This is a genomic window from Flexithrix dorotheae DSM 6795 (assembly GCF_000379765.1).
Classification (GTDB): Bacteria; Bacteroidota; Bacteroidia; order Cytophagales; family Flammeovirgaceae; genus Flexithrix; species Flexithrix dorotheae.
Genome location: NZ_KB903432.1, coordinates 253,441 through 277,119 on the forward strand (window position 1 = coordinate 253,441; position 23,679 = coordinate 277,119).

Below are 23,679 nucleotides of genomic sequence, written 5' to 3' on the forward strand. Positions count from 1 at the left end.
TAAGAAAAATTTATAATCAGAATATAGCCCTAAATTTCCAGATATGCAATTAGGCTTGTTTCCACACGCATATTTGCACTTTAAAGAAAATTGAAACATCACTAAAAAAATATTTTTATTCGCAGCAAAAACCTTTCATTTTCCATATTTTTCTAAACCCTTTATAAAGTGTACCTAAACTCTTCTCTCGATTTTGTGTTAAATTTATTTAGCTTTTAATCTTTTATTAAATTTACTTTAAAAATAAGTAATTAACTGACTATAAAACCAAATTGCCATGAAGATAAATTTAGCTTTATTATTATTGTTCCTTTCTTCCGTAACATTTGGGCAACAACAAGCCACACCAGATCAAATTAAAACCACAAAAGGGGATTTAGTGGTGCAACCAATCACTCATGGTACTGTCGCCTTTACCTGGAATAAACTTACCATTTTTGTGGATCCTTATGGTGGTTCAGCTGGTTTTGAAGGGTTAAATGATCCGGATATTGTTCTGATTACCGATATTCATGGAGATCATCTGGATGTAAAAACCCTAAATGATTTGAATATTTCCAAGGCAAAGTTGATTGTTCCTCAGGCAGTTATGGAAAAATTACCAGAGGAATTGAAAAGCCAGGCTTCCGTCCTTAACAATGGAGAAAACCAAGATGTCTCCGGGATAAATATTGCAGCAATTCCTATGTACAACCTGCCAGAAGATGCTACATCCAGGCACACCAAAGGAAGAGGAAATGGTTATATTTTAACTATGGGAGGTAAAAAGGTTTATTTATCAGGCGATACGGAAGATATTCCAGAAATGAGAAATTTGAAAAATATCGATGTAGCTTTTGTGTGCATGAATTTACCCTACACCATGGATATCAATCAGGCAGCCAGTGCGGTTTTGGATTTTAAGCCAGGTATTGTTTATCCCTACCATTATAGGGGTCAGGGTGGATTAAGTGACGTAGAAGGATTTAAAAAATTGGTCAATGATGGAAATCCAAAAATTGAGGTCAGATTGAAAAACTGGTACCCAAACCAATAACAATTTTAATTTTAATGAAAAATCACTTTCTAAAATATGGGTTTGGAAAATTGGAAAAGCTGATTTCCGAAGAAGAAGTTGAAAAATTAAAACTACTTTATGATCAGCTTTTAAAGGATAAAAAAAGAACAATTGGCTTGAGAAGTGATTTGGGTGGTGATGCTGAAGAAAATAGTGAAGTTGAAAAAATTACCCAAATCATGCGGCCAGGAATAATTGAATCGAGGCTTTTAGAGAGTACTGCCTACAAAGAAGCTTTAAAATGGGCTAAACAACTTTTAGGAAAGGATATGGAACTCGACTTCGATATGCTCATCAACAAAGCCCCTTTTACCAATACTCCAACACCCTGGCATCAGGATGCAGCTTACTGGATAAATCTGCCTGATAAAAGAGCTGTGAGTTGCTGGATTGCCCTGGATAAAGTTACTGAGGCAAATGGCTGTATGTGGTTCATTCCTAAGGGACCCGATTTAACCATACACCCTCATCAGTTTTATTCAAAAGGTGGAGCCCTTTATTGTGAAACAGATACAAGCCAGGCCCAACCCATTCCACTTCAGCCAGGAGGTTGTACTTTCCACGATGGATTTACCCTTCATTACAGCAATGGAAATTCGACTACCAGTCAGAGAAGAGCGCTAATCCTTAATTTCAGACCTTTGGAAATGATAACACTGGAAAGAAAGCAAGGGGTTGATCATACCGGAGATAGAAAGGTTAGAAATAATTAAAGCCAACTTATTTTTTCTAATAACAATTTTCACTTTCAATGATGAAATACCGTGTTTCATCCAGATATGTTTTTCCATCATCAGATTGGGATAGCTGATATTCCAAAGTATTTCCGTTACTAAAATTTAAAATAAGATAGGTAATGTTTTGTCCTGAAGTGATTTGGTAAGTCCCTTGATTGTTCGTATTGCTATTTCCATAGCCAAATCCACTTTGTGCATTTACAGATCCTGCTTCCGCATTGCTGTTCCCGGAAGAAAAACTGGAATGTGTATTTGAATAATAACTGAAATTTCCGTTTGGACATAAATCAATTGTGGTTATTTCAGAGACTCCTGAATAACCACCAGTGTAATCATTACTGGAATTAGTATACATATATTTAAGTTGCTTCCCCACAATTTTATTCTTCCACTGTAGTGTTATTTCAGATTCTTTTACCTGATAAAATTTTACTGATTCAGCCAGTTTTTTAGCTTCCTGAATGTGACGATCATTAAATTTGTCTGGCTCCGTCACCAAAATAATACTTAATCCGCTGCCCAAACCATTAATTAATCCTATCGCAAAGCATCTTGCATTTGTTCCGTGAAAGTTCCCGGTATAAATTCCTTCTACCCTGTTTTCCCCAATTAAATTAAAATCTCCCTCACTTGAAAGACTGACACCTTCCTCATAAATGCCCTGCATAGCCCTCCTTTTTAAGGAAGCAGCATCTTTACTATCATTTTGAAATAATATCATTATACCCGGGATAGTATGATGACCCAATAAAACATAATCGCCATCAATTTGCCCAGTCCAACCATCCGGAATATCAAAACTGAATCCTAATTCCTGAAAATCAACATGTTGAGGAAGGGACTGTCCGGTTAAGTGTAGATTTATAAATACTACTAGGGGAACTAATAATACGCTTTTCATTTTTGGAAGGTGATTAGTTAAAAAAAGATTGGAAAAGGCTGATTTTCCTTTTCAGCTATTAATTTAAGAGATTGTTTCTGCAAGCCTTATTTGAAAAAAACAAGTTGATCATTGAGACTTGAAAGAAGTCTATCTTTATTTACGGCAGATATAAAGGAAGGATAATGTCCTGAATGATTTTTAACTAATATTAAAGATAATTAGGGTTAATTCTAATGAGTTGAACAAGAAAAGTTGTTGAAACTAAATTAGTCTGTCGCTTTTTAAACCTTTTCAAAAACCAGCCTGAAATGATCCCAGATACCCCGCTCGAAGGCAACCCGAATCGGAGCAATTTTTAAATTTTCCAGTCGGTTTCTCATTTTCGAATCGTAAATTAATCTGGGGGCCAATGACAAATAAGCAGCATATTTTTCCCAACTAAATTGTTTTAGTCTTTTTCTCCAGACTTTTATAGTTTCTATATAATCATCCTTACCAGAATGGCCGCAAACAAATTTAAAATAAGGTTGTGCGGATCGAATAATATGCTCCTGTCCATAAGGCAACCAGGAACCCGGAAATTCATTTACAATTAGTGCCATTAAATATTCATTGGAATTTTTATCGGCTTTTATATCAATTTTATCCAGATCTATCATTCCCTCTCCAAAAACCATAGTTTGTATAAAACACCTTCCGCCTTTGGGTAAAAGATCACTAATTGTTTTAAAAAGTTGTTGATAAATCTCATCCTGCCTGCCTTCTTTATATTCTTCAATGGAACAAAAATGCTCAAATGCACCTACAGAAGCAACCGCATCGAAGGTGCCAAAATCCTCAGTCTTAAGAGTTCGGCAATCTTTAATCCTTACATCCAATCCATTTTTTTTACAGGCCTCAAATTGCCCTTGTGATAGGGTTAATCCCAAACCTTTCGCACCAATACTTCTCAGATAATTTAAAAATGGTCCCCAGCCACAACCCATATCTAACACTCGGCTCCCTCCAGTTATATTGAGATGTTCTGAAATAAACTGATGTTTTCTTTTTTGGGCTTCTTCCAGGCTTAATGAAAAATCGCCATCATATTTTGCACCCGTAAAATCAGCCATTTCCCCGATACTCAACCTCCAGATTTTGTCCATGGTGCTATAAGAATAATCAATGTCGGACTTTGTTGCCATTTTTATAGCGCTTTTGAAGTTAGAATGAATACTTTATAGTCTGGCGAAAGACAAAATATCATAACTTTATTATTGTAATTATACAATTTCACAAGTAAAATTTCTAATTGATAAGGTAGTTTTTATATGAAATTTTTATCTGGAAAATTTTCTTATTTAATTAACATAGGAAAGGGGAAAAAGATATTACAATTTGGAGTTTCGCCTTTAAAAATCCTATCGCAGTGATTAATATGGTTCCACCTACCGTATTTTAATGGGTTATAGGTTCAAATCTGACGAATAAGTGTTTTATAACACTAAATACAACATTCACTATTTTACCATTCTGCCTGGTGAATTTTCATTCTTATTTTATAACCTTTCAATCCGGTTTTAAACATTTTGTATCCTGTTTTGATTAAGTATTTAAAATTAGGGTGCATTTTTTCTATAGAATTGCGTGAAAAATCAGATTTCCTTCAAATTCTCCTCAAACTATCCACAGATTTGCCTGTTAGTTTTGTGGTGTAAGTTGGGGTGAGTTTCCCCAAATCTAATTATTACCAACATTAAAATGCTTTAAAAATCGCTGAAAAATTATGAGCAAAATTACTCTTCAACCAATTGGAAAACTTAGTATTTTACTATTTATATTGTTTTTAAGCAATGGCTTTAAAGGATATGCCGATAATGGTTCAGGAACCATTCAGGGAGTGATAATCGATGAAGAAAATAATGAACCCCTGGAATTTGTATCGGTTGCTTTGTACGGAAAAGCCGATAAAAAACTTGTAACTGGTACTATCACCAAACCTGAAGGCAAGTTTTTACTTAAAGGTCTGGATAATGGTAATTACTACCTTGAAATCACATTTATTGGATATGACAAGAAAGTAATAGATGATATTAACCTGAACGCAGGCAATTCCAAAATCAATTTAGGCGAAATTATCCTACCCAGAGTGGTTTCCGAACTGGATGAAGTAGAAATTGTAGCGGATGAAATGTCAGTAGAATACAAGATTGACAGAAAAGTCATTAATGTTAGCCAGCAACTGACTGCAGCTTCCGGAACTGCTGTAGATATCTTGGAAAACTTGCCTTCTATTACAGTGGATATAGAAGGAAATGTGGCTTTAAGAGGAAGCACAGGCTTTATGGTTCTTATTGATGGAAGACCAACTGTTTTGGAATCTTCTGAAGCATTACAACAGCTGCCCGCCAATACCATAGAAAATATAGAAATAATTACTAACCCATCTGCAAAGTATAATCCCGATGGAACAGCAGGAATCATAAATATCGTAACCAAGAAAAATAAACTGAAGGGCTTTTCGGGTACAGGTAATTTAAATTTGGGAAATTACGAAAGAAAAGGAGCCGGATTTCTGATCAATTACACCAATAAAAAACTCACTACTTTTCTTGGAGGTGATTACAATTTTGGTACAAGACCAGGATATGAATTTAGCGAGAGGACAACTGAAAAAAATGATACTACTTTTTACACCAGAAGTGAAGGGGAAAAAAACGGGCAAAGAAATTTCTGGGTATTGAGAGGTGGCTTAGGTTATAACTTTACTGATAATGATAATTTAACAGTAGAATTTAATTACGGTTATAGTAATTCTGAAAGATATGGTTCACTGAATTACCTGGAAACTGTAAATCCCGGAAATGAAATCAATGAATATATTAGCGAGCAAAATGGAAATAGAGGTGGAAATTTTTATTCCATAAATACTTCTTACCAGCACGACTTTCCTGGTAAAAATCATAACCTGATTGCACAGGCAAGCTTTAGAAAAAGACAATCCACAGAGGAATCTATAAATCAGCTTTTAAATAAAGATAATACCATTACCAGCGGACAAAGGAATACAGAGGATGGTCCTGGAGAAGTTTTACAATTAAACCTGGATTATACCCGTCCTTTTGGTGAAAAAAACAAACTTGAAACAGGTTATCAGGCAAGAATAGGCAGAAGTGCAGACATCACTAAATTATTTTTTTATAACCCAGACAATGGTGAATATGAGATCCAGCCTGATTTTAGTAATGATACCGATTACGACCGTGACATCCACGCATTATATGGAATTTATGGTGGTGAAAAAGGGAATTTTGGCTATCAGGTAGGTCTTCGTGGAGAATATACCTATAGGGTCATTAATTCTTTTACTGCCGCTCAGGAATTTACGATAGATCGATTCGACTATTTTCCTACCCTTCATACTTCTTATAAACTGCCATCAGAGCAACAAGTAATGGCGAGTTATTCACGAAGAATTGAGCGACCAAGGTCATATTACCTGGAACCTTTTATTACCTGGACCGATGCATTTAATGTAAGACAGGGAAACCCTGCTTTAAAACCTGAATACATTGATGCCATGGAATTGAATTATCTGAAAGGACTGGGTGAGCATTCTTTCTCCTTTGAAGGATATTATCGGATAACCAATAACAAGACGGAAAGAATCCAAAGTGTTTATGATGAAAATGTGATGCTTTCCAGACCGGAAAATGTGGGAAAAGATTTTGCACTTGGTGGAGAAATGGTTTTGAGTTTGAACCTGTTCGAATGGTGGAAAATGGATATATCAGGAAACTTCTACAATTATAAACTGGAAGGAGCCTTGGAAGAGCAATCTTTTAACAGACAAAGTTTTAACTGGAATACAAGGTGGAGTAATACCTTCAGGCCATTTAAAGGAAATAGAATCCAATTGAATTCCAGGTACAATAGTGCCACAGTTACTGCTCAGGGGATGAGAGGTGACTACTGGACAGCAGACCTGGCTTTGAGTCAGGAATTCTGGGATAAAAAAATGACCGGTATTGTTCAAATTAGAGATATTTTTGGTAGAGTTATTAGAGATAGTGAATCAAGTGGAGTGGGTTTTTACGCTTATGAAGAAGAATATAATTATGCACCACAGTTTTCTGTAACCTTAAATTACAGGTTTAACAACTACAAGAGCAAGAAAGGTGGTAGAGGAGGAGATGGCGGTGGTGATGGAGGAGATGACTTTTAATCCAACACCAGCAATTTCCCGACATCCTTTAATCCCCAAAAAGATCGCCAGCTGGTGATCTTTTTGGGGTTTTTATTCCTATTTACCAAACCCAGGATAAGGGCTAAAACTGGTCCAGCCTCCATCAATCACCAATGTTTGCCCTGTAATGTGAATGGCTTCAGGGGATAATAAGAATAAAGCGGCAGAAGCAATATCATCCGGGCTGGCTGTTTTTTTATCGGGAATAACGGCTGACCAACTCTCTTCATAGTTTTCCTGTTCCAACTGGGTTCTTTCTGTAAGAGTTGCTCCGGGTGCAATACAGTTTACCTGAATATTAAAAGGGGCCAGCTCAACTACCAGATTTTTAGCTAACATACGCAAAGCAGCTTTCGTCATGCTATATACCGATAGGTTGGGATAGGCCTGCATACCAATTACCGAAGACATCAATAATATTTTCCCCTCTCTGTGTTTTTTCATTTGCTGAGCACTTTTCTGTGCCAGAAAGAAGGCGCCTGTCATATTTAAATTAATTACCTTGAAAAAGTCCTCTTCACTGTATTCTAGAAAACTACCAAAATGGGTAATTCCCGCATTGGCAATAGCAAAATCAATTCGTCCAAATTTTTCAATTGTGAAGGTAACAATCTCTCCAATAAAAGCTATATCTCCTGCATCACCAGCGAACGGAATACAAGATCCTTTAGAAACTTTATTTATTTTTTCTGCTGCTTGGTGGGCACAATTTTCTTCTATATCATTTAAAATAATTGTAGCTCCCTCTGAGGCCAGTTGCTGAGCAATAGCCAAACCAATTCCCTTCCCGGCACCGGTTATCAGGGCAACTTTATTTTCGAACCTCTTTTTCAATGAATATGGCCTCAGAACTTTTTAATTTTAAATTTTTTTCACAATTAAGACTTTTAATAGCTTTTGCTTTCTCTCTCAATTCGGATCAAGGATAATCTTCACCGCTTGTTTAGTCTCCATTAAATCAAATCCTTTCTTCCATTCTGATAGCATCATTTGGTGTGTAATCACATCCCCAACCTTAAATTTACCCTGTCCTAAAATTTTGATCGTCTGGTCCCATGTGGCTCGAGTATACCCAACCGAACCATTAATCCGAAGTTGTTTAAAAGCGACATGATCCCAAGGTACTTGCAAATCCTTTCCAAAATGTCCTACCTGCACATGTTGACCAAGCGCCTTTAGCGAATCCAGGCAATTTTTTACTGATCCTTCCGCTCCTGCACACTCAATGGCCAGGTCAACACCTACGCCATTGGTTTCTTCCTCAATAATTTCCGATAGGCTTTCTTTATCTATCACAATTGTTCGGGCAGCTCCATATTCTATGGCTTTTTCCAACCGAAATCCATCTTCAGAAGTACCTGCAACCAATGTTTTTATTCCCTGAGTAGAAAGTAGTTTTACGCAAAGTAACCCGATAGGACCAGGACCAGAAACCAAAACAGTGTCCCCAAGTTTAAAGCTGGCTATCTCACAAACCGCATGCACAGAGGCTGCCATTGGCTCTACCAGAGCAGCTTCTTTCATCGAGACTCCTTCAGGAATCACAAATAACTGGTCAGGACGAACGGCCGCATATTTGGTAAAAGCACCGTTTACGCCATGCCCCATTCCCCTGCGATTTTTACAAAACATAAATTCCCCACTTTGGCAATAACTACACTCTCCACACTTCACTGCAGTTGCTCCAAGCACGGAAAATTTTTCTCCCTTTTGCACAGATGTTACTTTTTTACCGGTTTCCACTACAGTTCCAGAAAATTCATGCCCCAAAATCACAGGGGGATAATTTCGGAAAGTATCATGAAACACATGCAAATCGGTTCCACATATTCCACAACAATCTATTTCGAGTAAAACCTGATCATCACTACATTTAGGTTGATCAACATCTTGCAAGGCCACATTTCCATAACCTTTCTGGTATTTTACTAATGCTTCCATTTTCAATTTCTCATGATTTTTCGTGCTTTTTCAATAATATTTTTCGCCCGGAAACCAAATTTATCCATCAGTTCCCCTGCCTGACCTGATTCTCCGAAAACATCCTGCATTCCAATTCTATGCACCATACATGGCGCTTCTTCAGCTACTATCCCAGCCACAGCTTCCCCAAGACCGCCAATAATTGAATGCTCTTCCGCTGTTACGATTCCTTTAGTTTCCTTGGCGGCATTTAGCACTACTTCTTTATCAATAGGTTTTACAGTTGGCATATGAATTAACCTTACACTAACACCTTCTGATTCCAAAGAATTAGCTGCTTTTAAGCCTTCATCCACCATGATTCCCGTAGTTATGATAGAAATATCATTTCCCTGTTTCAAAACTTTTGCTTTCCCTATGGTAAAACCGCCATGGATTTCGGGGATTAACGGATATTTATCCCTTCCAAATCTCAAATACACCGGTCCAACAAATTTTGCAGCGGCTATTGTTGCTTGTTTGGCTTCTTCGTAATCACCAGGTACTAAAATGGTCATGTTGGGCAATGACCGTACAATTGCAATGTCCTCATTGGCCTGATGAGAAGCCCCATCCCCGCCAGTAGTAATACCACAATGTGTGGCACCAACTTTTACATTTAATTTAGGATAGGCAATAGAATTTCGCAATTGATCACCAGCCCTGCAGGTGGCAAAAACTCCAAAAGTAGATGCAAATGGAATATAACCCTCCAACGCCAGTCCTGCTGCTACAGAAAGCATATTTTGTTCTTGTACGCCACAATTGAAAAACCGCTTTGGATAAGCTGCTTCAAAATCAACTGTTTTTGTAGCCTTGGCCACATCCGCATCTAAAACCAAAAGCTCAGGGTATTCTTCGGCAAGTTCTAATAGCCCATCCACATAACCTTGTCTTGTATGCTTAAATTCCATTTTCAAGTTCTTTTATGGCGTTCTCAAAATCATCTTTTGTCGGGGGAGTGCCGTGCCAGTTCACTTCATTTTCCATAAAGGAAACACCTTTTCCCTTGGTTGTATTAGCAATAATCATCACCGGTTGGGTATCTTTCTGTGCGAGTTCAACCGTATCTACAATTTGCTCAAAGTTATGGCCATCCATGGTATATGTTTTCCAACCAAAACTTTCCCATTTTGACGCAAGGGGATCAAGAGGCATTATATCCTCTGAATTACCATCTGTTTGTAAGTAGTTTCTATCCACAAAACCAATTACATTGTCCAGTTTATATTTATTGGCAAACATAGCTGCTTCCCAGGCCTGTCCTTCCTGAATTTCCCCATCTCCACAAAGAATATAATAATAGTGATTATCGCCCCTTAATTTAGCACCCAATGCCATACCTACTCCCGTGGAAATACCTAATCCGAGAGTCCCGGTACAAGCCTCAATTCCAGGAGTTTTTGGTTGATAAGGATGGCCCTGAAGATGTGATCCCGGCCTTCTGAAAGTTTCTAATTCAGATTTGGGGAAATAGCCACAATCAGCAAGTACTGCATAAATCACTGGAGTACAATGGCCTTTCGATAAAATAAACCTGTCTCTTTCATTCCAGTCTGGTTGAGATGGCCGATGCTTCATGATTTGGTAATAAAGTGCTACGATTAAATCTGTAGCCCCCAGACTACCACCAACATGCCCGGAATTAGCCCTGTGCACCATAGTTACTATATCTTTTCTAATCCCATTTGCCTTTTCTTTGAGCAAGTCAGTTTTTTCTTTTTCCATTGATCCTAGTTTGAGCATTTAAACTTCTGTAAAAGCTGAAATAGCTGGTTTATAATTTACATATTATTAAAATGTCGAAATTTTTACTTCATGAATGGTTACGTCCGAATTGTGAGGAACAAGGCACTGAGCTCCTGAAGGGTAATCCAAATCCGGCTTTTCTATGCCAGTTACATCCCATTTATCCGGCTCATTTTCTCCCTCATTCCATTTTTTAAAACTGTATTGTGTATTTCCATTTTGCAAGGTTTCCACCCGGCATTTGAGCCATATTGGTTTCCCTAAATTTGAATTTAGAAGGCCCTTTGCAAAAACTTGGGGAGGGGCTTCCTTTCCTCCATGAAACAATATTCTCCATTGGCAACTATCAGGGTTAGTCCTGATTAAAAACTCACCCTGGGCACCCAAGGGGTACCATTTCCTACTCGGTTGAAGGTTATCCTTACTGTGCCCTCTCCACCGCATTGCCATTCCAAAATGAGTAACATTGTAGGTAGGAGGCCCTTTTTCCGGAGGAGTAAAATCATGGATCGTGATTTTTGTGATTGTTTCGTAATTCTTCCAGGAAGTATCTCCCATGGCTAATACTCTATCATACCATTTTTGGACTGTTCTGACACCATCTGGTACTAATTTCCAATGCCCATCCACTACCTGTACTGCATCCTGCAGGTTTTTCACTTTAGCAAAATTTACTGAATAGGGCAGGGGCCAATTGTTCCCTTTTTTTACATAAAAAGTAATTGATTTTGCCAGACTGCCACCGTTTATTTTTTTAACTAAAATGCCCAGCCTATTTTTTCCTTTCAAAACTTCTTCCCAGTCCATTTCTATATTAAAATCACCCTCAAAGGCTAACCTGTGGAGATCTGTGCCTAGGGAAAGAGCTTTTTCCGGCCCGTCATTTAGGGTGTAGGTTACCTTTTCCACCATATTTTTGCCGGAAATATTTCCAAGAATATTGATCCACTTTTGAGGCTGTCCTAATTTTCCAAAATACTGATTGTTACCATACCAGAATTCGATTTCTACCTGCTCCTTTTCCAATGAATAAAAGACCATAAAACCTGAGATTACTGATAAGCTAATCAGAACCAGAAGTCTTTGTAAGAGAATAATCCATGCCTTTTTCATTTGATTTCTTTCAATCTATTTATAGTCACCTGAATCTGTTTATTTAATTCTGTCCACCGGCTCAATTTTTTCCCATTTTTCACTTTTTGCAGAGTGCTCTACGGCATCAAGCACTTGTTGACAACGGAAACCATCATAAAAATCCGGGCTGACTTTTTCTTTTTTCGAAATGCCTTCCATCAAAATTTTAAACTGATGGATAAAGGTATGTTCCCATCCAATGATATGGCCCGGTGGCCACCAGGCATCGATAAATGGTTGTGAGGTTTCTGTAACAAGAATGGTTCTGTAACCCTGAATATCTCCTTCATCTTCTCTGGAAAAATATTGTAATTCATTCATCCTTTCCAGATTGAAAACAGCTGCTCCCTCACTTCCAAATAGCTCAAACCTCAAAAAGTTTTTCCTTCCTGTGGCCATTCTGGTAGCCAAAAATGAACCCATCGCTCCATTTTGAAATCGGGCCATAAATGCGGTGGCATCATCCGTGGTTACTTTTCCAAATCCCGATCCATCTGGTTTTTTCCTATCCTTAATATAAGTTTTTTGTTCTCCGTTTACAGCCTCAAATTCGCCAACAAGAAATCTCGCCAGATCAATAATGTGGGCGTTCATATCACCATGAGCTCCAGAGCCAGAGGTTTTTGAATCATGTCGCCAGAGGTAGGGAAATTCCGGATCAACCAGCCAATCCTGATAATATACGGCATTAAAGTGTCTGATTTCCCCAATTTTGCCCTCACTAATCATTTTTTTCAGCAAGGCAATGGCAGGGACAAAACGGTAATTAAAAATCATCATATGAACTACCCCTGCTTTTTCTGCAGCTTCATACATAGAAAATGCTTCATCAGTATTTAATGCCATTGGTTTTTCACATAATAGATGCTTGCCATTTTTAGCCCCCTCAATGGCAATGGGATAATGGAGATCATTAGGTGTACTGATATCAATCAGATCAATATCCTTCCTGTTAACCAGATTTTGCCAATTTGTTTCTCCACCTACCCAATTAAATTGATTTTTGAGTTTGTTAAGATTTGCTTCATTTCTTCCACAAACTGCTTGTAATACTGGATTGGCGGAAAGATCGAAAAAATGAGGCAATTTCATGTAGGCATTGCTATGGGCCTTTCCCATAAACTGCGTTCCAATAAGCCCCACTTTTATCTGAGCTGCGTTTTTACTCATGTTCATAGTTGTTTTATTTGAGCTGTCCGTTTAAGCACCAGTGGACCACTCCAGGTAATATTATTTTCGAGAAAAAGTAATCTCTCTATCAGTCTTTTATGGCAAAATAATACTCGGTTAATTTTGAATTAATACTTATCTAATCACAAAAGTTTAAGGAGGAAACTGCTTTGTTGAGGTAGAAAATAGATTTTTTTATGCCTTTAAAACCAAGGCCCAGTGACCAGTGGTTAATAAATCCTGAATTTTCATTGCCTGGCAGGTCGCTAGGAAATTGAGAGAGAAACCCCCAGGAATCTTGAATTATTTTCATTTTCAAATAAGCAAAATATTAAAAAAGATGTCTTTTGAATTTTGCCCAACCAGTTTTCTATTTATCAGCATATCCAACAGATAAAGTAAATTTATATAAGTTATGTCCCAATTGCACACACTTTTTTGTGTTATTTTTGAACTATATTGAAGGATTTAAAAAAAGTATTCTATATTTTCAGCAATATTGTTCAGATGATAATGCGAACAATAAAATAGATTGAAAATGAAAAGCGGAATTTAGAGGATAAGGAAATTATGGATCCCGTATTAGAAAAAGTAACTATAAGTTCTAAACATTCCTTTGCTGTAAAGGAAGAAATTTTGCCCTACATCAAAATTGGCTGGCATTTCCATCCTGAATTCGAACTTACCCTTTTCACCGAAAGTACCGGCAGGCTGTTTATTGGAGATTACACTGATTATTTTCAACCCGGGGATATATTTCTAATTGGTCCTCATTTATCCCATTTTATGAGAAATGATCCGATTTTCTATCAAAATGATCGAAATTTGCGTATCAGGGCTGTGGTTATTCACTTTTCAGAAAACTTTCTTGGAGATGAGTTTTTTCATTTACCTGAAATGATTTCCATTAAAAAACTACTGCAATCGGCTTCCAGAGGAATTCGTATAAGCGGAAAAACCAGAGAAAAAATTGCTCCTAAAATTGAAAAACTTTTGGTGCAGAATGGCTACCACAGAATTATAAGTTTGCTTAATATTCTACAGGAAATTTCCCATGCTGAAAAACTGGAACACCTTTCTTCAATAGGTTATCAGAATACTTTTAACCAGGAGGATGCTCCAAGAATAAATGCTGTTTTTGAATTTTTACTCAAAAATTTCTTAAATGACATTTGTTTGTCGGACGTGGCTGATCATGTAAATATGAGTAATTCAGCTTTTTGTAAATTTCTAAAAAAAAGAACCGGGAAAACCTTCTCCCAAATTTTAAATGAACTGAGAATTGGATACGCTTGCCGATTGTTTATGGAAAAAGGCCTTACAGTTTCTGAGGTCTGTTTTGAATGTGGCTATAACAACTTGTCTTACTTCAACAGAAAATTTAAAGAGATTACCCGGTTTTCTCCAATGGAATACCGAAAAGAATACAGGTTTTCCGCTGTAGTATGATTAAAATCAATTATTCCTTTTGCATCTTATCACTAAAGCAGGGCCAGGTAAAATAATTTCAATCCCATGGTGGTGGGTATCTGAAAGCAACTCAATTTTATTTTCACCTTTCTTAAGCTGAGAAGGATCAATTTTTAGAATTCTATAAAATAAATCATGAGATGATTTTCCATCCAAAATGGGTAAAAACGAATTATTTAGCTTAAAATATTCTTTTACTTCTCCGGCACCTCCATCCCAAATTACAACATGCAATTCAGCTTCTTGAATATTTTTAGGATCCGTTTCTAACTTAAGTGTACAAGTTTTCAAGTTTCCAGCACGGGACCAAAAAGGAGCGGGGACATTTTCAGATTTAATAACTGAAACAAATTCATTCTTCCTCATAGGAATATCAATTAAAGTTGCTTTGGTTTCAAAAGATAATTTGCTGTTACCCTTAAAGGTAACCACTGCTCTCACCGCCACATCCTCCTGGGCAATCAACATCTTTGTACTCCATTTTAATTTCCCTGCGCCTGTAATAGATCCAATGTGTCCCTCATAAGCTTTTGCCTTTGTGAAGCCGTGCCAATCTTTCCACTCCGTATTACCATTTTCATCATAACCTTTGTAAAATCCAAGAAAATCAACTTTAGCAATTTTTTTCGGAAAATTAGACTCCAGGAATAATTCAAATCCTTCTTCATTTTTGCCTTTCAATGGTATCACCATTACTTCCGCATTAAAATCAACCAAATTCATTTTTACCAAATCAGGATGATCCTTTTTCAACCCTACTTTCAAACAAGCATTATCTACTAAAAAATGCCCCCAAAAAGTATTTCCCTGATCACAGGTAAATTGCAGAGCATTCAGCCCATTAATCAAATCAGTGATTTTTAAAGGCACAAGAGGATAGTTGTAAGTACAGTTTTCGTGTTCGGTGCCTACGTTTGGTAATTCATAAATATTTCTGGCATTAAGGGAAAACCTTTTATTTAACGTTCCAGGATGACCTCCCCAAACCTCAGCATAAAGGAAAGCACTTTCCAAATTAACCAAATCCTCTTCCAAAGGGATAATAACCAATCCATTTTCCTTTGCTTCAATCCGGTCCCGGAATTTACCCAATCCAGTTTCGGGAGCATTAATACGCATCCTTCTAAGCGCTTTAGGGTTATGATGTTCCTCTCCAAGCTGGTACCAGTATTGTTTGTAAAATTTCCCTAAAGAATAGTCCTGAAGTGTTGGCAGACTTTGACAATGTACACTGAAGGATACCAAAAATAAAATACAATTAAGGATAAAATTGTGTGCTTTTTTCATTTTCAAGTTTTAAGACCCAAAACGGATAGAAGTGCCAGGAAGCTAAAATTTCCTAAAATTATCAGGGATGAAAATGAAAAGCTTTCACTTATTTACTAGGTTTTTGAACTATATTAACTCCAAAACCCCAACCAACTAAAAAATGAAACAATGGAGTAGAATGTATGAGAAACTTAAACTTATTACTGAAGGGCAAAGATGACTTTCACCACCTGACTTTCAAAGTTAGTCACCAGATAAGCCGAGACCTTATCATAGGTGAGGAATTCTCCATCTTTAGTCTGTAAGTTGATTTTAAATGCAGGATTGGGATCATTTTTTACCTTTTCAAAGGCTTTCTGAGAAAACCTTCCATCTGTCAAATCCCAGATTGATTTTCTTTTCAGAGAGAATTTTTTAAAACCGTGCTTTTCCGAGAAATATTCATTACAGGATTTGATGGTTCCATTTGGGTTTAATTCAAGAATAGGAATTAACCTGTTGAAACATTTCAGGGTGGCATTCAGCTCGTGAAGTTTTTCTTTTTCATCTGTAGTAAATTGGGCGAACATCATGATTTTATAAGGTTTACCCTCAATATCAAGAATTGGATTGAATGTTCCGTTTAGCCACAGTTCCTTACCCGATTGGCTCAGAAATTTGAACTCTCCAGAGAAAAATTGCCCGGCAATCAGGTTTTCCCACATTATTTTATGCTGAGGTTTTAACCGCTCTTCCTCAGATAGTAAAACACTTTCACTTTTCCCAATAAGGTCTGCCGGTTGATATCCGGTAATGCTGCAAAATATATTATTGGCCCCAAGAATTTTCCCAGAAAGATCAAATTCAACAGAGGCTATTGTTTTATGGATGGCTTCCATATGACCATCCAATTCTATTTTTTTCTTTTTGTGGTCTAATTCCAAATGTCTTTCTGCTGTAATATCAGAGGCATACAAGATGATTTTATAAATTTTCCCAGAAATATTCTGAATGGGATTATATGTACCTCTAAGCCAGATTTTGGTATTATTGGATAATACAAATTCAAATTCTCCTGAAACATATTGTCCTGCAGCAATTTTTTCAGCATTTTCAGGCAACAAATGTGGAGCAGTAAAACTTTGGTGATGGTAATTTTTTAATGATGCATTGGAAATTTGAAATTTAGACTTGAAATTATCATTGGCTTCAAGAATTTCTCCCTCGGTATCAAATTCAGCGATTAAATTAGATCGGTCAAAAGCCTTTAGTTTATTGCTAAAGTCAAGTGATTTTCTTTTTGTTTCAGTGATATCCGCCTGAATTGAAATAAAGTTTTCCAACTCTCCTGCTTCATTTAGTATTGGACTAATAGCAAGTGAAACCCAATAACTTTCACCTGTTTTGGTATAATTTAATATCTCTTCATTAATAGAAGATCTCTCCTTCAACTTTTTCCGAATGTTTTCTACGGTTTCCTGGTTAGTCCCTTTTCCCTGAAGAAATGATCCCGGTTTTTTCCCTTTAACTTCTTCAAAGGTATAGCCCGTTAGCCTGGTAAAACCTTTATTTACAAATTCAATGAATCCATCCTTATCGGTAATGATCACAGAATTATCCGTATTATCAGCCACAAGAGATAACTTTTCAAATTCAATTTCGGCCATCTTCTTTTCAGAAATATCATGGCCCATCATCATGATTTTATCAATTTCCCCATCTTTCCCTAAAATTGGGGTGAATGAGGCATCCAGCCACAACTCATTCCCTGATTTTGACCTGAACTTAAAATCTCCTTTTTGCGGTTTGTTTTCAATCAGATTTTTCCATAAAGTTTGAAACTGATCCTTTTCACACCAATATATATCGGTAGTTTTTTCCATTAGCTCTACAGCTTCAAATTCCAATAAATCAACAAAATTCTTATTGACTTTCATGACCTTCCCATCACCATCCAATTCCATAGTTACCATAGAATTATCAAGAGAGGTGAAAATGCCATTAAGCTCTTGTTGTTTATGGTGGATTTCATCCTTGGTAGCAGCAAGTTCCATCAGATTTTGCCGCATTTCTTCTTCATTAGATTCCAATTCCTGGGTAAGGATCTGGGCTTCTTCCAATAAGGACTTGGTACTAGAATTCATCAATACCGACCCCACTACTGAAGCCAGATTTTTACAGGATTCTTCCAAAAAAGAAATGTGGTAGTCTGTAAATTCATTAAAAGAAGCAAGTTCTAATGCGCCATAATATTTATCATTTAATAATAAAGGAACAATTACAATACACCTGGGTAAAGCTTCTCCCAATCCTGAGGTAATCTGGATATAATCTTCCGGAACTTCAGTTAAAAGAACCGTTTCCCTTTCCAGTAAATTTTGTCCAATCAACCCTTCTCCTGCATAAAGTTTATCTGTAACATGTTTCTTTTTGCCATAAGCATAGCAGGCCTTCAATTCCAGAAACGGCTCATCTTCAGATTCAAAATCCACAATATACATTGCGCCCTGGGCACATTCCAGGAATTTCACCATTTGGCCTACCACCTCAATGGAAAGGTTTTCCACATCGTTATTTTTGGCTCTTAGAATATTATTTAAAATATTCGCTCCTTCAATATTCCATTTTCTTATTTTTTCCTCTTTGGTATAATTTTTTAATTTTTCATTTAACTCAAAAAGCGCACTTTCTATGGGAGAATTTTTGGAAGGAATAAAATTATACCCAGGATTTTGCAGATTATTTACTATCTCCAGCAAATGAGATTGTTTTTCCGCAATTTTGCTTAAATTATCTGAAATGGTGTGGCTTGTTTCCGACTTAACTTCACCTGCAAGTTGCTTACTTAAATTAGCAATTCTACTAAATTCCCTGTTTTTTATTCTTCTTAAATAAAAAACAAGAACACCTATAATCAAGGACAAAAGTGGAATAAAAAAGGGACTATCAGAAAAAGAGGTAAAAGGGGAAATACCAATTATTATCACCATAAGACTGATGAAAATCATCAGTAGTTTTTCCGGTCTTATTTGTTTTCTTCTGACGTTAAACATTTCCTAATGGATTCGGTGATTATTCCTAGCAAGCACTTTTCATAAATTCATCTGAAAAAATCCAGAAAAAATATGGCTTAAAATGTAGATTGTTTTCAATGTTAAAATTTGTATGAGCAACGAACAATACCTGGTTATATTTATCCTGTTTCTCGTTTATTTCCTGGGAAATCACCTTTTCGATGTACTTTGAAGTTCCTTTAAAATGAAAAGGAACATCTCCATATAATTTTAATTGGAAATGATTGGATATTTCGGTTATTACCGTTGCCGACAAAATATTATCTATCTCTTTTAAGATTTCAATACTCATTTCAAAATCAACGGAACCCATTCCGTTTTTCGAACAATAACGCACAATTTCTTCAGCTTCTTTTTCGGAAAAAATCAAATAACTTTTCGCCTGAATCTGACCAATAACTTCCGTAGTAAGCAGGTGTATTTCATTTCCTTTTGCTTTCAAACCAGGTAAAGTAGAAACTTTTACGTTTGGAGCATTACAAACTATATTTTTATCCAGCATTTTCCCAAATGCCTGGGCAGCCTTATAACACCCTTTCTCAATAATTTCCAGAGTTATGTTCTGTTTATGTCTATCAATGGTTTCCATAGGTATCAAATCTTTAGTAGTTAAACTTTATCTTCTGTAATTTCTTTTAGTTTTTCCTTTTTAATGGTCATTTTAAAAAGATTATTCAAAATTCCAGGCACATTCAACACCAGACAAACATGTCCGTTTCCCATTATGGTTACTCCACTGATATATTTTACATGATCGAGAGGTTTAAGCAGGGGTTTTTCAATTATTTCCTTTTGCTGTAATAATTTGTCCACTACTATTGCAACCATTCTGTTATTGTGTGCTACAATTACCAGGTTTAACTTTTCTTCTTCATTTAACTGATTGAATAACAGGTCAGGATCATTTTCTGGCAGGTTTGGATTAAAAATGGACTTCAAAAATACCACACTAATAGTTTTCCCCGAATAAACTGTTGCAAGTCCCCTGTTTAATTTTTTGATTTGAGATTTTGACACTGCTACAACTGCCTCAGTATAATTCAGCGGAATGGCATATTCGGTATTTCCCAGTTCAAAAAGCAAAGTGCCCTTCACGGCCATTGACGAAGGCAGGGTTAGTGTAAAGGTAGTCCCTTTTCCCACTTCAGATTCTACAAAAATACTCCCGCCTACCGACTCCACCGCATTTTTTACCACATCCATCCCTACACCTCTTCCTGAAATGGCATTGATTTCTTCCACCGTAGAAAATCCTGGTTCAAAAATAAAGGAAATAATTTCTGAATGACTGAGGTGTCTGGCAGTATCGGCATTTACCAGTTTTCGCTGGATGGCTTTATTCCTAATGGCATTTACATCAATTCCTTTCCCATCATCTATGATTTTCATGATTACTCCTTCACTTTCCGCCTGTGCACTCAGAGTTATGATACCTTCAGCTTTTTTGCCTGCAGATATTCTTTTATCGGCTGTTTCTATTCCATGCCCAATCGCATTCCTGATTAAATGAATTAATGAATCACTTATTATTTGTAAAATATTTCGGTCAATCTCCGTTTCCGTTCCCTCCAGTTTTAAATTAACCTGCTTTCCTTCCAGATTGGCCGCATCTCTCACTACCCTGTGAAATTTGTTGAACAAAAATCCCACCTGTACCAGCCTAACATCCATAACCGAATATTGCAATTCAGAAGAAATACGGCTAAGCATGGAATACTCATTAGAAGCAGCCAATTCAGGGTTGGAAGTTATTATCCTGTCCTTTTCTATAATTAATTCACCAACTAAATTAAGCAGTTGATCCAACTTTCTTACAGGAACCTGCACCAAATCAGAAAAAGTGATTTTATTATTGATTTCGGAAACTTCTTCCTCGGGTTCCGTTTCATTATTGACCTCTTCTATTACTTCAGGTAATGGTGTTTTTATTTGTTCTTTTGTATCAGGAACTGTTCTTTTTTTAGGAGTAGGATTTCCCGAGGCTTTTGAGGCTTTTTTTGTTTCCTTCCTGTCGGGATTCTTTTTGGCATGATCTACCTCTTCCAGTCCGGCTGCTTTTCTGTGCCTGTTTATAATTACCTCTAACCGGGTTTTCAGTCCCCGGAATTGCACTCTTTTTTTGCTGGAAATGGAATCAATTAAATTACTGAGGACATCAATTGATTTAAAAATTACCGGAAAAATTTCATGGTCGAGTGGAATAATGTCTTTTCGGATTTCATCAAAGAAATCCTCCATAGTGTGGGTAAGTTCGTTCACCTCAGAAAAACCCATTCCACCTGCGTTTCCTTTAAGCGTATGAGTAATCCTGAAAATAGAATCTACGATCTTTTTGTCCTTTTTATTTTTTTCGAGTTGGGTGAGCAGTTTATTTAGTTCCTCAATGTTATCATGGGCTTCTGCTAAAAAAATCTCTTTATATTCTTCTTCTTTTGACTTCATAGGTTAAAAAAATTTACCCTTTTATAAACACCCTACTACGAATACTGGTATTTCATTTAAATCGATCACCCGATCAATTACGTTTTGCTCAATGGCATTTTTGGGCATACCAAAAACCAGGGAAGAAGCTTCACTCTGGGCAATAGTAAAACCTCCGGCCTTTTTTATTTCCTGCAATCCTTCTGTTCCATCTTTTCCCATTCCGGTTAGGATTACAGCAAGAGTTTTATCACCATAAGTGGAAGCCAGTGAAGAAAACAAACAATCTACTGAGGGATAATTAAAGGCCTCAAAAGTCTCATTTGTAAATCTGACAACAGGCTCATTGGTCCTCAATTTCCTTATGATTTTTGTATTCTTATGTCCCGGAACCATGTATATCATTCCTTTTTTTATGATTTCCCCAGAAGCCGGAACCCTTACTTCTAAAGGGGTCAGTTGATTCAGCCTCTCCGCGAATGAAACTATAAAATGCTCCGACATATGCTGGGCGATCACTACCGGAATAGGCAAATTTCCGGGTAGTCTTTTGATAATACTTTCTACTGCTTTAGGGCCACCAGTGGATGCTCCAATTCCCAAAATTTCATAATTAGACGCTCTGTCAAAAACATGATCATTTTGGTTGATTTTTAACTGAGGTTGATGATGTATTTTCTGCCGGTTTTTTACAGCTTCCTGAGCGATGGAATTTAATAAATTCCCCATTTCCTGACGATGAATTGTCGTCTGAAACCGGGGCTTATCAATAAAATCAAAAGCTCCAGCATTTAAGGCTTCAAATACTAAAGGATCGGTTTTATCCAATGCACTAAGGATGATTACAGGAGTAGGAAATTCTTTCATAATTTTTTTCACAACCCCCAATCCATCCATATCTGGCATGACCATATCAGTAATTACCAAATCTGGACGTAGATGAGCTACTTTTTCTACCCCTTCTTTTCCATTTTTAGCCGTGGCAATAAGTTCCAGATTAGCCTGATGCCTTAAGATATCGGTTATCATGATGCGCATGAGCCCCGAATCTTCAATTAAAACTGTCCTGATTTCCTTTATTGCCATTAGAATTTATATCAATTGACCCAATTATAATTCAGCTAATTTCCCAATTAATTGTTCTGAAGTAAAAGGTTTTACCAGGTATCCTTTTGCTCCAAGCTCCAGGCTTTCCTGAATCACATTGTCCTGACCTACAGCACTGATCATCAGCACCTTAAAGTCTAATCCCTCATCTTTGAATACTTTCAATATATCTGTTCCAATCATATCAGGAAGGATATTATCAAGAGTAATAAAGTCTGGTTCAAGTTCAAATGCCAGATCAATAGCTTCTTCACCATTAGCAGCCTGACCTACTACGGTATAACCATTGCTTTCCAGGGCATCTTTAATTACGGTCCGCATATAAAGCGAATCATCGACAATTAATACATTTTTAGACATACTCATATTTTTTAAAATCAATAATTAAATCATTGAAGCCTGTTCCTTACCATTGATAGTTACCGCAGCCATTCCCGAGAGTGTATTAAATTTGACTGTTCTTGGATAGTTACCTCCAGTATGCATAGCTTTTATATAAATTTTATTTTTTATCAAAACCTCCTTAGTGAACTGAATATTCCGTTGTCCTATGTTATTATCCAACTTAATAAAAAGATTGGCTCCACCAATAATTTTTGCATTTAAGGATTCGGGTTTTATTCCAAAATCATTAAACTTTTTGAGTAATGCCTCTATCCCTGGTTGTACAAAACAGGTGGAAGAAAGCTTTGATTTGCCCGTAGCATTTTCCGGAACCATTAAATGAATTCCTCCTCCAATTTGCCTTCCGGCATGAAATAAAAATAAAGCAACACAGGAACCCAACCCGAAACAGGTAATATAACTAGGTTCTGTTGTAACCTTCATTTCACCCATGGAAAGTATATATTCTGGAAAATATCTGGTCATGTTCTATAAGTAAACTGATTCAGAATTACTGCAAATTTTTCAGCTCATTTTCGGAAATTACCTTGAAAATATCAATGAGTATTATCAACCGTTCCTCCAACTTCACTACTCCTTGTATATATCCACCTCCCTGCTCATTCTGCACCAGATTTCCGGTTTCTTCTATATTATTTTCAGTAACCGTAAGGGTATTTGGGACTTCGGTTGAAAGAATACCCAACTTTAAATTTTCACTTTCCACCACAAGGGTATAAAATCCATGCGGTGCATTTCCTTCTGCCTTATCTATTCCCAGCTTTTCTTCCAGATCGAGAATGGCAATGATATTTCCCCGAATATTTGCCACTCCTTTTATATACTCAGGAGTTTGCGGCATTTTGGTGATATTGGGTGTAAGGACCACCTCTTTTATTTGATGGATATAGAGTGCGTATTCCTCATTACCCAATCGAAAAACAATAAGCTGGAAGGTTTTCAAATGTTTAATTTCTTCCTCCGAAAGTTGATTAACCGATTCTTTTAATTGAGTTGATTCCATAGTTTTTAAATCTCAATGTTAGTTAGGAAAAACT

General features: G+C 36.7%; 21 protein-coding genes. 4 read left to right on the forward strand and 17 right to left on the reverse strand.

The window, feature by feature from the left end; genetic code table 11:
* Positions 1-277: 277 nt before the first annotated feature.
* Positions 278-1,036, forward strand: a complete 759-nt coding sequence (locus tag A3EM_RS0108350) for an MBL fold metallo-hydrolase (RefSeq protein WP_020527740.1) — start codon at positions 278-280, stop codon at positions 1,034-1,036.
* Positions 1,037-1,050: 14 nt separating this feature from the next.
* The gene (locus A3EM_RS41870; RefSeq protein ID WP_020527741.1) at positions 1,051-1,770 is read left to right on the forward strand and encodes a phytanoyl-CoA dioxygenase family protein; all 720 of its coding nucleotides are present in this window, start codon (positions 1,051-1,053) and stop codon (positions 1,768-1,770) included.
* Positions 1,771-1,786: 16 nt separating this feature from the next.
* Here A3EM_RS41870 and A3EM_RS0108360 read toward each other — a convergent pair whose 3' ends face one another.
* Together A3EM_RS0108360 and A3EM_RS0108365 are read right to left on the reverse strand one after the other, a co-directional pair.
* On the reverse strand, positions 1,787-2,695 hold the full coding sequence (locus A3EM_RS0108360; RefSeq protein WP_020527742.1) for a hypothetical protein: 909 nt from the start codon (positions 2,693-2,695) through the stop codon (positions 1,787-1,789).
* 263 nt (positions 2,696-2,958) lie between these two features.
* The gene (locus tag A3EM_RS0108365; protein WP_020527743.1) at positions 2,959-3,861 is read right to left on the reverse strand and encodes an SAM-dependent methyltransferase; all 903 of its coding nucleotides are present in this window, start codon (positions 3,859-3,861) and stop codon (positions 2,959-2,961) included.
* Positions 3,862-4,442: 581 nt separating this feature from the next.
* On the opposite strand from A3EM_RS0108365, the gene A3EM_RS0108375 reads away from it, so the two are divergent.
* Positions 4,443-6,881, forward strand: coding sequence for a TonB-dependent receptor (locus A3EM_RS0108375; protein WP_020527745.1), 2,439 nt, complete (start codon positions 4,443-4,445; stop codon positions 6,879-6,881).
* A gap of 78 nt (positions 6,882-6,959) precedes the next feature.
* Here A3EM_RS0108375 and A3EM_RS0108385 read toward each other — a convergent pair whose 3' ends face one another.
* From A3EM_RS0108385 to A3EM_RS47480, 7 genes are all read right to left on the reverse strand, one after another.
* Positions 6,960-7,736, reverse strand: a complete 777-nt coding sequence (locus tag A3EM_RS0108385) for an SDR family NAD(P)-dependent oxidoreductase (protein ID WP_020527747.1) — start codon at positions 7,734-7,736, stop codon at positions 6,960-6,962.
* Positions 7,737-7,811: 75 nt separating this feature from the next.
* Complete coding sequence (locus A3EM_RS0108395; protein ID WP_020527748.1) at positions 7,812-8,843, reverse strand: zinc-dependent alcohol dehydrogenase; 1,032 nt, start codon at positions 8,841-8,843, stop codon at positions 7,812-7,814.
* Positions 8,844-8,845: 2 nt separating this feature from the next.
* Positions 8,846-9,778, reverse strand: coding sequence for a transketolase family protein (locus A3EM_RS0108400; protein WP_020527749.1), 933 nt, complete (start codon positions 9,776-9,778; stop codon positions 8,846-8,848).
* Positions 9,768-10,592, reverse strand: a complete 825-nt coding sequence (locus A3EM_RS0108405) for a transketolase (protein ID WP_020527750.1) — start codon at positions 10,590-10,592, stop codon at positions 9,768-9,770. Before A3EM_RS0108405 ends, A3EM_RS0108400 begins: the two co-directional genes overlap by 11 nt.
* Positions 10,593-10,658: 66 nt before the next feature.
* Entirely contained in the window at positions 10,659-11,726 is a 1,068-nt protein-coding gene (locus A3EM_RS0108410; RefSeq protein ID WP_020527751.1) for a hypothetical protein, read from the reverse strand.
* Between the two features lie 39 nt (positions 11,727-11,765).
* On the reverse strand, positions 11,766-12,917 hold the full coding sequence (locus tag A3EM_RS0108415; RefSeq protein WP_020527752.1) for a Gfo/Idh/MocA family protein: 1,152 nt from the start codon (positions 12,915-12,917) through the stop codon (positions 11,766-11,768).
* 139 nt (positions 12,918-13,056) lie between these two features.
* The gene (locus A3EM_RS47480) at positions 13,057-13,230 is read right to left on the reverse strand and encodes a hypothetical protein (RefSeq protein WP_020527753.1); all 174 of its coding nucleotides are present in this window, start codon (positions 13,228-13,230) and stop codon (positions 13,057-13,059) included.
* Positions 13,231-13,487: 257 nt separating this feature from the next.
* Here A3EM_RS47480 and A3EM_RS0108425 point away from each other — a divergent pair, with 257 nt between their 5' ends.
* Complete coding sequence (locus tag A3EM_RS0108425) at positions 13,488-14,366, forward strand: AraC family transcriptional regulator (RefSeq protein WP_020527754.1); 879 nt, start codon at positions 13,488-13,490, stop codon at positions 14,364-14,366.
* 6 nt (positions 14,367-14,372) lie between these two features.
* Here A3EM_RS0108425 and A3EM_RS0108430 read toward each other — a convergent pair whose 3' ends face one another.
* From A3EM_RS0108430 to A3EM_RS41880, 8 genes are all read right to left on the reverse strand, one after another.
* Positions 14,373-15,674, reverse strand: a complete 1,302-nt coding sequence (locus A3EM_RS0108430) for a hypothetical protein (RefSeq protein ID WP_020527755.1) — start codon at positions 15,672-15,674, stop codon at positions 14,373-14,375.
* 182 nt (positions 15,675-15,856) lie between these two features.
* Positions 15,857-18,688: a PAS domain S-box protein gene (locus tag A3EM_RS0108435; protein WP_083925197.1), complete on the reverse strand. Its 2,832-nt coding sequence runs from the start codon at positions 18,686-18,688 to the stop codon at positions 15,857-15,859.
* 25 nt (positions 18,689-18,713) lie between these two features.
* A complete protein-coding gene (locus A3EM_RS0108440; RefSeq protein WP_020527757.1) occupies positions 18,714-19,298 on the reverse strand; it encodes a chemotaxis protein CheC in 585 nt (194 codons plus the stop codon).
* 20 nt (positions 19,299-19,318) lie between these two features.
* Complete coding sequence (locus tag A3EM_RS41875; RefSeq protein ID WP_020527758.1) at positions 19,319-21,151, reverse strand: chemotaxis protein CheA; 1,833 nt, start codon at positions 21,149-21,151, stop codon at positions 19,319-19,321.
* A 21-nt stretch (positions 21,152-21,172) separates the two neighbouring features.
* Positions 21,173-22,216 (reverse strand): chemotaxis-specific protein-glutamate methyltransferase CheB, encoded by a 1,044-nt coding sequence (gene cheB / locus A3EM_RS0108450; protein WP_020527759.1) that lies wholly within the window; start codon positions 22,214-22,216, stop codon positions 21,173-21,175.
* A gap of 24 nt (positions 22,217-22,240) precedes the next feature.
* Positions 22,241-22,597 carry a response regulator gene (locus tag A3EM_RS0108455; protein ID WP_020527760.1) on the reverse strand — a complete coding sequence of 119 codons (357 nt, stop codon included), beginning with the start codon at positions 22,595-22,597 and terminating at the stop codon, positions 22,241-22,243.
* A gap of 24 nt (positions 22,598-22,621) precedes the next feature.
* Positions 22,622-23,107 (reverse strand): chemotaxis protein CheD, encoded by a 486-nt coding sequence (locus A3EM_RS0108460; RefSeq protein ID WP_020527761.1) that lies wholly within the window; start codon positions 23,105-23,107, stop codon positions 22,622-22,624.
* Between the two features lie 25 nt (positions 23,108-23,132).
* The gene (locus A3EM_RS41880; RefSeq protein WP_020527762.1) at positions 23,133-23,645 is read right to left on the reverse strand and encodes a chemotaxis protein CheW; all 513 of its coding nucleotides are present in this window, start codon (positions 23,643-23,645) and stop codon (positions 23,133-23,135) included.
* Positions 23,646-23,679: the final 34 nt, after the last annotated feature.